Origin of the sequence: Streptomyces albidus (ex Kaewkla and Franco 2022), from assembly GCF_013870515.1 — a bacterium.
GTDB classification, from domain to species: domain Bacteria; phylum Actinomycetota; class Actinomycetes; order Streptomycetales; family Streptomycetaceae; genus Streptomyces; species Streptomyces albidus.
On the sequence record NZ_JACBXA010000190.1, the window covers coordinates 1 to 11,742 of the forward strand.

Annotated in this window: 9 protein-coding genes; 3 read left to right on the forward strand and 6 right to left on the reverse strand. The window is 70.4% G+C overall.

The genetic code is table 11. The annotated features are described in order from the left end of the window. The 4 genes from H5J26_RS31615 to H5J26_RS22765 all read right to left on the reverse strand — a co-directional run. The coding region (locus H5J26_RS31615) for a 2-oxoglutarate dehydrogenase E1 subunit family protein (protein WP_309238030.1) at positions 1–398 on the reverse strand (398 nt) is incomplete at its 3' end. A 342-nt stretch (positions 399–740) separates the two neighbouring features. Then, the gene (locus H5J26_RS22755; protein WP_181767802.1) at positions 741–1,856 is read right to left on the reverse strand and encodes a HAMP domain-containing sensor histidine kinase; all 1,116 of its coding nucleotides are present in this window, start codon (positions 1,854–1,856) and stop codon (positions 741–743) included. A gap of 163 nt (positions 1,857–2,019) precedes the next feature. Then, complete coding sequence (locus H5J26_RS22760; RefSeq protein ID WP_181767798.1) at positions 2,020–2,871, reverse strand: response regulator transcription factor; 852 nt, start codon at positions 2,869–2,871, stop codon at positions 2,020–2,022. A gap of 79 nt (positions 2,872–2,950) precedes the next feature. After that, positions 2,951–3,745 (reverse strand): spermidine synthase, encoded by a 795-nt coding sequence (locus H5J26_RS22765; protein WP_181767803.1) that lies wholly within the window; start codon positions 3,743–3,745, stop codon positions 2,951–2,953. A gap of 294 nt (positions 3,746–4,039) precedes the next feature. Between H5J26_RS22765 and lon the strand changes: the two genes are divergently transcribed. Further along, the gene (gene lon / locus H5J26_RS22770; RefSeq protein WP_181767799.1) at positions 4,040–6,490 is read left to right on the forward strand and encodes an endopeptidase La; all 2,451 of its coding nucleotides are present in this window, start codon (positions 4,040–4,042) and stop codon (positions 6,488–6,490) included. Between the two features lie 264 nt (positions 6,491–6,754). Here lon and H5J26_RS22775 read toward each other — a convergent pair whose 3' ends face one another. Continuing rightward, positions 6,755–7,606, reverse strand: coding sequence for a lysozyme (locus H5J26_RS22775; RefSeq protein WP_181767800.1), 852 nt, complete (start codon positions 7,604–7,606; stop codon positions 6,755–6,757). 216 nt (positions 7,607–7,822) lie between these two features. Here H5J26_RS22775 and H5J26_RS22780 point away from each other — a divergent pair, with 216 nt between their 5' ends. Next, entirely contained in the window at positions 7,823–8,269 is a 447-nt protein-coding gene (locus H5J26_RS22780) for a MarR family winged helix-turn-helix transcriptional regulator (protein ID WP_181767804.1), read from the forward strand. A gap of 111 nt (positions 8,270–8,380) precedes the next feature. Here the strand turns inward: H5J26_RS22780 and H5J26_RS22785 are convergent, their stop codons facing one another. Beyond that, entirely contained in the window at positions 8,381–9,235 is an 855-nt protein-coding gene (locus H5J26_RS22785) for a protein phosphatase 2C domain-containing protein (RefSeq protein ID WP_181767801.1), read from the reverse strand. Positions 9,236–9,840: 605 nt separating this feature from the next. On the opposite strand from H5J26_RS22785, the gene H5J26_RS22790 reads away from it, so the two are divergent. Further along, positions 9,841–11,742 (forward strand): nitrate- and nitrite sensing domain-containing protein (locus H5J26_RS22790; protein ID WP_309238031.1); only part of this gene is annotated, 1,902 nt, incomplete at its 3' end.

An 11,742-nucleotide genomic window follows, 5' to 3' on the forward strand; every position in this document is an offset into this window, starting at 1 on the left:
TGCCTGTTCCAGGAACGGTTCGTCCGCGGGGCAGAGGCCTTCCCAGGCTTCGAGGCGGCGGGCTTCGCGGGGGCAGCCGCCTTCGCGGTCGTGCCTCCGGCCGGCGCCTTCTGCGTAGCGGCCTTGGAGGTGCCCTGCTTCTGGCCCTCCGCAGCCGGACCCGAGGGGGCCGGAGCAGCTGGAGTGGCCTTTCCGGGACCGGCGGCCACGCTTGCCGTGCCTGCTGCGGCACTGGGCGAGGCGGCGGAGTCGGCCGTCGGGGAGCCGACGGCTCCCACGGCCTCCGAGCCCGGCTTGTAATCGGCGAAGAAGTCCCACCAGGCTCGGTCTACCGAGTTCGGGTCCTGGAGGTACTGCTGGTAGATCTCGTCGACGAGCCACTCGTTTGGTCCGAACACGGCGGCGGGATCTGATCCCTGACCGTCCTGCTGGGTCGAGACGCTCGAGCTGTTGGGGGACTGTGACGACACGGCGGCAACCGCCCTCTTCCGCGTTCCTTAGGTGGTGGACAGCGGAAACAAAGGCTACGCCCCTACCGGCCTCAGTTGCAGTCCGGCCGGCCTTGTCGTCGTGCAAGTCACATCACGAGACCGGTTTCGGCGCATGATTTGGCGGGAAACTCACAGGGTTCACTGCGGTACGGAACCGCGAGCCCCGATTCCGGCGTCATGTAACCGCGTCTCTCTTCTGGTTCCCGCCCCACCTGCGTCAAACCTGCGACCGGCTTCTTCGAGCGTACGTCAACCCGATGCGTTCTCCAGGCCCGGAAGAGTGACCTGGATGCGGCAGCCGCGAGGGGATTCGGCCACACGTATCCAGCCCCCGTGGAGGTCGACCGCCCAGCGCGCGATGGCCAGGCCCAGGCCCGTACCGCCGTCGCCTCCGCCGGTGCCCGCACCGCGCTGGGACGAAGCCTCGGCGCTCTTCGAGCGGTTGAAGCGCTCGAAGACGAGGGCCCGCTCGGACGCCGGGATTCCGGGTCCTTCGTCGAGCACCTCCACCTCAAGGCTCTCCTCACTCGCGCCCGGGCGGGCGCGCACCGTGACACGGCCGTGCGCGGGGCTGTGCTTGACGGCGTTGTCGATCAGATTGGCGACGACCTGGTGCAGCCGCTCGGCGTCCGCATAGGCCGTCAGTTCGGGCGGGGAGACGTCGAGATGAAGATGGACGTCCGTACGGGAGTGCCCCTGGCCCTTGCTCATGTTGGCCTCTTTGAGCACGCCGGCCAGATAGGGCCACACCTCGAACCGGCGGGCGTGCAGCGGGACGACACCGTTGTCGAGTCGTGACAGGTCGAGCAGATGCGCGACGAGCCGGCCGAGCCGGTCGGTCTGCTGGAGCGCGGTCCGCATCGTCTCCGGGTCGGCGTCGGAAACGCCGTCCACGACGTTCTCCAGCACCGCGCGCAGTGCCGCGATGGGCGTGCGCAGCTCGTGCGAGACGTTGGCCACCAGCTCCTTGCGGTGCTGGTCGACGGCCTCCAGGTCGGCTGCCATCCGGTTGAAGGTCTCCGCCAGCTCGCCGAACTCGTCGCGTCTGTCGCCGCGCACACGCCGGGAGTAGTCGCCGTCCGCCATGGCTCTGGCGGCGTCCGTCATCTCGTCCAGCGGCGCGGTCAGCGACTGGGCCACGAACTGCGTGATCAGGAGCGACGCGATGATCGAGATGATGGTGATCACCCGCAGCTCCGTCGCGGAGTTGACCGCGAAGAGCGCCAGCAGCGTCGTGATCACCACGGAGACGATCACGAGCGCCCCGAGAGCCGCCTTGACCGACCGGTACGGGTCGAGCGGGCGCAGCCCCTCCCACAGCCGGTCGATCCAGCGAACCCAGACGGGTTCCCAGCGGCGGCGCAGACGCTGGTTGAGGCGGTGCAGGACGCGCAGCCCGCGCCCCAGGAACGTCCCGCCGGTGCGGACCGCACGCAGAGTGCGGGCAGCGCGGCCGGGGCGCGGGGCGCGGGCGGGCGAATCTGCGGAAGACGAATCAGGCACGTCTGTCACGTCTGGTCCGCCGCCGTCAGTACTCGTCGGCGGCCGCCGACGAGTACCCGCCTGCCGGGGCGGGCGACGCCGAGGCGGACGCGCCCGACGAACCCGAGCCGCCGGAGTTGTTCGACGCCGAGCCCGGCGTCTCCAGCGCGTAACCGACACCGTGAACCGTGCGGATGCGCTCGGCGCCGATCTTGCGACGGAGCGCCTTGATGTGGCTGTCGACCGTGCGCGTGCCGGAGGCGTCCGCCCAGTCCCACACCTCGGCGAGCAGCTGCTCGCGCGAGAGCACCGCGCGGGGCGAGTGGGCGAGGCAGACCAGCAGGTCGAACTCGGTGGGCGTGAGGTGCACGTCCTCACCGGTGACCCGCACCCTGCGCTGCGAGTGGTCGATCTCCAGCTCGCCGAGGCGGAGTATTCCGCTGCGCGGAGTGTGCGCGGCGAGAGTGGCCCGCTCGACCCGGCGCAGCAGTACGTGCACCCGCGCGGCGACCTCGCGCATGGAGAACGGCTTGGTCATGTAGTCGTCGGCGCCGACTCCCAGACCGACCAGCATGTCCGTCTCGTCGTCCCGCGCGGTGAGCATGAGGACCGGAACGGGCCGCTGAGCCTGGACCCTGCGGCAGACCTCCAGTCCGTCGAAACCCGGCAGCATCACGTCGAGCACGATCAGATCCGGCTGCCAGGCCTCCGCGGTGTCCACGGCAGCAGGACCGTCGCCGGCCGTCTGCACCTGGAAACCTTCGGCCCGCAGCCGCATCGCGATCGCGTCCACGATCGTCGGATCGTCCTCCACGACCAGAATGCGGCGCTGTGCGCCAGGGGTGGTCGCCGCGGCGGCATTGCTGCTCTGTGCTGGTGTGATGTTCTTCTGGTCCATTCGACCCCGCCCCTGCATGGCCCCGTGGCTTGTTTGTGTGCGTGCTTGCAGCAGCGTAGAGGGCTCGTGTGGGCTGCGGCTATGCCGGTTTGGTTGCGAAGTGGACCACGTCGGGGACGCCTCGGGCGACGGGGATCTCTTGTGTACGAACCCGTACGAATCCGGAATTCCGGAGAGCATGGTCGAATGTCGGGGCAGGCTGGGCCGACCACACGGCAAGGACCCCGCCGGGGGAGAGCCGTGCGGCGCAGGCGGCGAGTCCGGAGGGGGAGTAGAGGGAGCCGTTGTCGTCGGTGACGGTCCAGCCGGGTCCGTTGTCGATGTCGAGGCAGAGCGCGTCGAAGCGCTCTTCGTCGGACCCGCTGGGCCCGGCGGGGCGATCGGATCCTGCGCTCCGTGTACCCCGGAGATAGGCCACCAGGTCCGCGTGCACGATCTCCGTCCGGGCGTCACGCAGCGCCTCGGAGGAGAACGGTGAGAGAGGCCCGCCCTCGCGGTGCCAGTCGATGACCGCTTCCTCCCTCTCGACGACGGTGATGCGCCCCCACTCCGGCTCGTCTGCGGCCTCGGCGAGCGAGAAGCCGACGCCGAGCCCGCCGATGAGCAGGCGGAGAGGCGCATCGGAGGGCGCGGGCTCGCGGCCGTACTCCGGAAGCTCCCGCAGTTCCCGGAGCTCCTGCAGCGCCGCCCGTACGAGCAGACGCTCGGAGCTGCCGTCGGAGGTGTCCATGAGAAAGGTGCCGTTGGCGATGATCTGCAGCAGCTCTCCTTGCTGCCGCAGGACCACCTCTCCATGGGGGCCTTCGCGGCGGTCGAGCACGACTGCGGGTGCGGCTGCGGGTGCGACGGGATGAGCGGTGTCGGGCTGCTGCATGCCGCCATCCTGCCGTGCGGCGCACCCGGCACGCGTCCAGCGGGCTTCCCGGAGGCAGGCGGGAAGGGTCCTGCTCCGCTGAGCGTTCACATAGCCGGCGGCAGTGCCGTGGACCAGCGGGAAGGACGCGTCCGGCGCGATGCACCAGGCTCCGTAGCCGAACGGGGCGAGGAAGCAACGCGGCGGCAGGCCCACCGGTGATCGCTCCTGGCGAACAAGGCCGGAGTAAGGAACATTCGCCGCCTCCCGAGCATTGAGTGGTCATAGCTCAACTTGCCTGCCTAGGGAGAGATCATGGCTCCGAAGTCCGCACTGCTCACCCTGCCCGTGCTGCCCCTCGATGACGAGGTCGTGCTGCCGGGGATGGTGGTGCCGATGGACCTGTCCGACACAGAGGTCCGGACGGCGGTGGAAGCCGCACAGGCCGCCGCCCCCGAGGGAGAGAAGCCGCAGGTGCTGCTCGTGCCGCGGATCGGGGGAAGCTACGCGGGCATCGGTGTGCTCGGTCGCGTCGAGCAGGTCGGACGGCTGGCAGACGGTGACCCCGGCGCACTGATCCGTGGCCGCCAGCGCGTGCGCGTCGGCTCCGGTACGAGCGGGCCCGGTGCCGCCCTGTGGATCGAGGGCACCGTCATGGAGGAGGACGCGCAGCAGCCTGGTCCCGGAAGGGCCGCGGAGGCGGGCACGCCTCTTGCTGAGGTGTCCGACCTGATGACGGAGTACAAGGCGCTGGCCGCGGACTGGCTGCGCAAGCGTGGCGCGTGGCAGGTCGTGGACCGGCTGCAGCAGATCGACGACGTGAGCCAGCTCGCCGACAACGCCGGATACTCGCCGTTCCTCTCCGCCGAGCAGAAGATCACCCTGCTGGAGACCGTCGATCCCGTCGAGCGGCTGCGCTTCGCCGTCCAGACACTTCGCGAGCACCTGGCCGAGCAGGATGTGGCCGAGTCGATCGCGAAGGACGTCCAGGAGGGCGTCGACAAGCAGCAGCGCGAGTTCCTCCTGCGCCGCCAGCTCGAAGCGGTCCGCAAGGAGCTGTCCGAACTGAACGGCGACCCGGAGGACGAGGGCGAGGACTACCGCGCCCGCGTCGAGGCCGCCGGCCTGCCCGAGCACGTGCACAAGGCAGCGCTCAAGGAGGTCGAGAAGCTGGAGCGCTCCTCCGACCAGTCGCCGGAGGGGAGCTGGATCCGCACCTGGCTCGACACCGTCCTCGAACTGCCCTGGAACGAGCGGACCGAGGACGCGTACGACATCGGCGGGGCCCAGTCGGTCCTGGACGCCGACCACGCGGGCCTGCAGGACGTCAAGGAGCGCATCACCGAGTACCTGGCCGTGCGCAAGCGGCGCGACGAGCGCGGGCTCGGCGTCGTCGGCGGACGGCGCGGAGGTGCGGTGCTGGCCCTGGTGGGGCCGCCCGGCGTCGGCAAGACCTCTCTCGGCGAGTCCGTCGCACGAGCCATGGGACGCAAGTTCGTCCGCGTGGCGCTCGGCGGGGTCCGCGACGAGGCGGAGATCCGCGGACACCGGCGTACGTACGTGGGGGCGCTGCCCGGCCGCATCGTGCGGGCGGTCAAGGAGGCCGGTTCGATGAACCCGGTCGTGCTGCTGGACGAGGTCGACAAGGTCGGCTCCGACTTCCGGGGCGACCCGGCCGCGGCACTCCTCGAAGTCCTCGACCCGGCGCAGAACCACACCTTCCGCGACCACTACCTGGAGATCGAACTCGACCTGTCGGACGTGGTCTTCCTCGCCACCGCCAACGTGATGGAGGCGATCCCCGAGGCGCTGCTGGACCGGATGGAACTGGTGCAGCTCGACGGCTACACCGAGGACGAGAAGGTCGTCATCGCCCGCGACCACCTGCTGCCCCGGCAGCTGGAGAGGGCGGGCCTGGAGGCCGAGGAGGTCCGTCTCGAGGACGCTGCGCTGCGCAGGCTCGCGGGTGAGTACACGCGCGAGGCGGGCGTACGGAACCTGGAGCGCGCCGTCTCCCGGGTGCTGCGCAAGGTGGCGGCCCAGCACGAGCTGGGTGAACGCGAACTCCCCGTCACCGTGGGGCCCGACGAGCTGCGCGCACTGATCGGGCGGCCGCACCACACCCCCGAGTCCGCACAGGACCCGGCGGAGAGGCGCACGTCCGTGCCGGGTGTGGCGACCGGGCTGGCCGTCACCGGAGCGGGAGGCGACGTGCTCTTCGTCGAGGCGTCGCTCGCGGATCCGGAGACGGGTGCCTCCGGGCTGACCCTGACGGGGCAGCTGGGGGACGTGATGAAGGAGTCGGCGCACATCGCGCTGTCCTACCTGCGATCACGTGGCGCGGAGCTGGAACTGCCCGTCGGCGACCTGAAGGAGCGCGGCATCCACCTGCACGTGCCGGCGGGAGCCGTGCCCAAGGACGGGCCGAGTGCGGGCGTCACCATGACCACCGCGCTGGCGTCGCTGCTGAGCGGCCGGCAGGTGCGTACGGATGTGGCGATGACCGGCGAGGTGTCGCTGACGGGACGCGTACTGCCCATCGGCGGCGTCAAGCAGAAGCTGCTCGCGGCGCACAGGGCCGGCATCACCACGGTGATCATCCCGAAGCGGAACGAGCCGGACCTGGACGATGTGCCGGAGGAGGTGCTGGAGCGGCTGGACGTCCGTCCGCTCTCCGACATCCGTCAGGTGCTCGAACTGGCCCTCACTCCCGCCGAGTCCGGCCTCATGGAGGAGGGCGGACGGGAGCTGCCGGTGGCGGCCTGACACACACGCCACCTCATGCACCCGATGCACCGGTTCCCCTTCGGGTCGCCCCGCGCTGCTTCCCGGCGCGGGGCGGCCCACTGACCGGAAGAGCTGAACATGCGGATCTTCCGGACGGTCCGCTCCGGCCCCTTCGAGGCGGCCGGCACGAGCTCCCGGTGACGGCCCGGAGCCGCCACCGGGCACCCCCTCCCGGCTGGGATCGCCGCGCGGTCGTCCCGCCTCCGTGCAGCGGGCACGGGCGCGGCGTGGGCGTTGATCAGCTCATCCGTTGGCAAGCGCCTTCAGCCGGTCGATCGAGCCGTTGAAGCTGTTGTGGTCACCGACGATCGGGCCGGTCGAGGTGTACTGCCAGAAGGTGTGGAAGCCCCAGCCGGCGGGGAGCCCGCCGGGCGAGGAGGAGTACCGGGCGATCCACAACGGGTTGGTGTTGCCGAAGCCGCTGTTGTTGCCCGTGCAGGTCGTCCACCAGTCAGTCGTCGTGTAGATGACGGCGTCCCGGCCGGTGCGTGCCTTGTACCGGCTGGTGAAGTCCCTGATCCAGTTGACCATCGCGCTCTGGCTCAGCCCGAAGCAGGTCGCTCCGTACGGGTTGTACTCGATGTCGAGCACGCCCGGCAGCGTCTTGCCGTCGCCGCTCCAGCCGCCGCCGTGGTCCACGAAGTAGTTGGCCTGCGCCGCGCCGCTGGAGTTGTCGGGCAGCGCGAAGTGGTAGGCGCCGCGGATCATCCCGATGTTGTACGAGCCGTTGTACTGCTGCGTGAAGTAGGGGTTCGTGTAGGAGGTGCCCTCGGTCGCCTTCACGTAGGCGAACTTGACGCCGCTGCTCCACAGCGACGACCAGTTGACGTTCCCCTGATGACCGCTCACATCGACGCCCTCGACCGTGGCGGCCAGGCTCTCCGGCGGTGTGCCGTCCGTGGGGTCGCCGCCCTCGTGCATGCGGACGCCCACACCCATCGAGGCCTCTCCCGGCTTGAGGGGTCCGTCGTCCTGCGGAGCCGCGTTCGCCGTTCCGGGCGCGGTGACCACGAGGACCAGGGCCGAGATGAACATCCCTGCCGCAGACAGGAGTCCACGTCTGTTGCGGGCCGTGCCGGATCCGTGAAGGGGCATCGTTGCCTCCGAGACCGTCGGTGGGGGTGGGGCGACGTGCCTCTGGTGTGGGCATGTCATGTTGACGGTACGCGCGTAGACATTTGTGGGGAAGAGGACAGCGCACCGCCGGTGGTCCATACCTGCGAAATACTGTGGGAGCTGGGACGATCGCCGTCGGCGGCGGGGAACTTTCTGCACGGAAACCTGGGAGAGGGCGCATACGTGGACGAGTCCATGCGGAAGTACGCACCCGAACTGCTCGACCTGGAAAGAGAATTGACGGTCTTTCTGAGACGCGCCCGCGCCTTCTCGGGCGAACTGGCCCGTGAGGTGCATCCCGAACTCGAGCCCGCCGCGTACGGGCTCTTCGTCCGTCTGGAGGACGGGGGCCCGCAGCGTGCCACCGATCTCGCCGTCTACTTCGGAGTCGGCAAGGCGACCATCAGCCGTCAGCTCCGCGTACTGGAGAACCTCGGCCTGATCACCCGCTCCCCGGACCCCGCCGACGGCCGCGCGTCACTGGTGCATCTGACGAAGCAGGGCAGGGACCGCTTCTCCCTCGTGCGCGAGGCCCGCCGCGCGCAGTACGTACGCAAGCTGGCCGCCTGGGACCGCGAGGAGGTGGCGGAGCTGGCGCGACTGCTCCACCAGCTCAACGACATGGCGGACGCCGGAAGTTAGCGCCGGTGCCCGGTGCCCGGTGCCCGGTGCCCGATGCCCGGTGCCCGATGCCGGTGGAGGCGGCCGGCCCCGGAGCGAAGTCTCCCGAAGGAAAGCTGGCCGGACGAGCCCTCACGTGAAGGCGGCGAAGACCGCGGACGCGTCGTCGTGCCGCTTCCCGCGAGGATGCGCCGCCCCCTCGGGGTCGGCGAGCTCCGCCTCCCGTACACGCGCCACGAGTGCGCTGGCGCCCTCCTTCCGTACGAGTGCGAGGAGTTGGGCCCAGTCCCCGAGCCGGAAGGTCTCGGTCCAGCGGGTGGCACCGTCGGTGAGGGCGAGCAGCGCGCGCACCTCCGAGCGCCGGGAGGTACCGGTCACCGCGAGGGACGCGACGGAGGGGTCGGCGGCGGCCGTGTAGAAGCCGGTGCCGCCGGGGGCGTTGCGCAGGGCCTCGACGGCTCGCACGAACTCCGCCCGCGCGGCGGCACGTTCGGGAGTGCCCTCGGGCAGTGACCGAACGCGGCTGCGCAACGCGACGACGTGCGCCGGAAGTTCGTCCAGGCGGGAGTCGCGCACGGCGGTGACGGTCCCGTCGGAGTGCTCCATCAGGAGCACGGAGTCCGAGAGAACGAGGTGCTCGACGTGCTCCTCGTTCCAGCGCGCGGCGACGATCGTCGCCTGCGGAGTTCGCTTGTGAGAAAGGTCACAGATTGAATCATGTGCCTCGGCGGTACGAGAAATGGCCGACGAGAGGCATTCAGCCAGGGTCAGATCCCGTCGTGAACCCGCCAGTTCGAGCATCGCGCCGCCGAGCCGTGCCGTGAACCAGGGCACCCCGTGTGCGCAGCCGACGTCCTCGCTCGGCGGGGTCACTCCGTCCAGAACCACCAGCCCGCCGCCCTGTCCGGACGACGGCAGGGCCGCCGACGCGTAGTCCTCGTTGGGGCGCCCTGGATCACCGGGCTCGCTGGCCATCTCGATGCGCATGGCGCCAGTGTGCCGCAGCGTGCGCAGGAGAAACGGGACGTACCGGGTTGTGTCAAGGGGACCAAGTGGCCCGATCCTGACAGGGGAGCGGCAGGTCAGATGCGGTGCCGATGGGGAGTTGACCGGAATGAGTGCGTCCGTAAGTATGCGAGCGCGCATCTTGCCAGGAGCTCTGGGGATTTCCAACCGATGCCCCCGGACAGGGTGGTTGGCGTGCGCTGGTGGAGTTGTTCGCCAACTCCCGATTGAGGTTCACTCCTTCGGGTGGCCCGGCAGGAGATCGTCGTCCGCCTCCCATCCGTACTGGAAGGGTCGGTCGGCGTACCAGGGGCGTACTGACGTACACAGCCACGTACTCAAGACGGGGCCCACCTCCTGCAACACAAGGTTGGACTGCGCCACCCGGGCACGGCCCGGGGCAGGCCCCGACGAGATTGCGAGCACGGGTGCGGACGAAGCTACTGCGGAAACCGGCCGGACCGGGTGGATCCCGGACCACGACTGCGGGTGAGGGGGCGGGCTCCGGCTCCCCTGCGCCGAGCGGTGCCCGGCGCTCACGGGTACGCAACCGGCTGCTCGTCAGTGTCGCTCTGTGCTCCCTCGCGGTGATCGGCGCCGGCACACCCGCGGTGATCGGCGCTTCCGACGATCTCAGCGAGAGTCAGAACCTCGTCGAACGCGCGGAGTTGGACAAGCGCTCCGTCGCCCTCACCCACGCTCTCGCCGACGAGCGCGACGGCATGGTCGAGTACGTCGCGGCGGGACGCACCAGCCGCGACGGCGCCGGAGTCACCGAGGAGCAGCGCGCCCGCGTCGACCGCCAGGTCACCGAGATCAGGGAGACCGCGCCCCCGCACGTACGCCGCGCGCTGCACAAGCTGCCCCGCATCCGCCAGCAGGCGCAGGACGGCCGGAACAGCGCCCAGGACCTGTACGAGGCGTACACCGGCACCATCAAGACCCTTCAGGGCGTGGGCGCCGACGTCGCCCGCTCGCTGCCCGCGCGCGCCCAGCCCGGAGACGGCTCGTCCGGCACCGGAGCAGGCCATGCCCTGCCCGACCTCGGCCGTGCCGTCGAGCAGGCGTCCGCCGTCCGCGGGCTCGTGCGCGGCGCCCTCGTCGGCGGCGGCGCGGAGAAGGGCCTCGCGGCCGAGGCGCAGCGCGCCTACGTACGGGAGCAGGCCGCCCTCGAGGACTTCGACGACGCGGCCGGCAAGACAGCTCGTGAGAGCTACGCGAGGACGGTCACGGGTGCCGACGTCACGCTCGCCGAGCGGTACCTCGAGCGGCTCACGGACCAGCCGTACCTGAGCGCGAGCGACCGCGCGATGAACCACGACCGCATCGACGCCGCGCTCTCCGCCCGCATCAACAGCATGCGCGGCGTCCAGTCGTCCTTCGCCGCCGAGGAGTTGAAGCGCCTCGAGCAGCTGCGCGACGACGACGTGACCGGCCTGGAGCTGAGCCTCGCGTTCGTCGCCGCATGCCTGCTCGGCGCGATCGGCATCAGCGTCCAGACGGCACGCTCCATGGCGCGCCCGCTCTCCGTGCTGACCCGCGGTTCGAGAAGACTTGCACGGGATCCCGTCGGCGAGCGTCCGGTGTCCTTCCACGGCAGGAACGACGAGTTCGCCGAAGTGGTGAGTTCGCTGAACGAGCTGCGCGGCACCGTCGTCACCGTCCAGGAGCGCGCCGCAGAGGCCGAGGCCGACAACACCTACCTGGTGCGCAACAAGGACGCGCTCACCGCCGAGAGGGACCGGCTGCGCAGCGACCACGCAGCCCTCAAGGAGCACGTCGAGAACCTCTCGGGCGCCGTGCACGGCACGTTCGTCAACCTCGCCCTGCGCACGCTGGGCCTGGTCGAGCGCCAACTCGGCGTCATCGAGGGCCTGGAGGAGGAGGAGAGCGACCCGGGCCGTCTGAGCACGCTCTTCAAGCTCGACCACCTCGCGACCCGGATGCGGCGCTACAGCGAGAACCTGCTGCTGCTCGCGGGCGCCGAACACGTCACCTCGCACCACTCCGGGCCCGTGCCGCTGCTCGACGTGCTGCGGGCGGCCATCAGTGAGATAGAGCGCTACGAGCGCGTGGAGCTGGGCACCCTTCCACCGCACGCGCAGGTCTCCGGCTACGTCGCGGACGACCTGAGCCACCTCGTCGCCGAACTGCTCGACAACGCTGCCACCTTCTCCCCGCCCGATGCCGAAGTACGCCTCTCGGGCTGGCTGTTGGAGAGCGGCGAGGTCATGCTCTCGATCGAGGACGAGGGGATCGGCGTCACCAGCAGGCGCCTCTCGTCGCTCAACGCGCGCCTCAGCCTCCCCGACGGACAGGAACCGCCGGAGATGGAGGCGGCGGCCGGCGCGCAGTCACCGGACCGCCGGCCCGAAACAGGGCTGGGCATGGGGCTCTACGTCGTCGCCCGGCTCGCGTCCCGGCACGGACTGCGGGTGCAGCTCCGGGAGCGCAAGCAGGGCGGCATCACGGCCGTCGTCGCCGTGCCA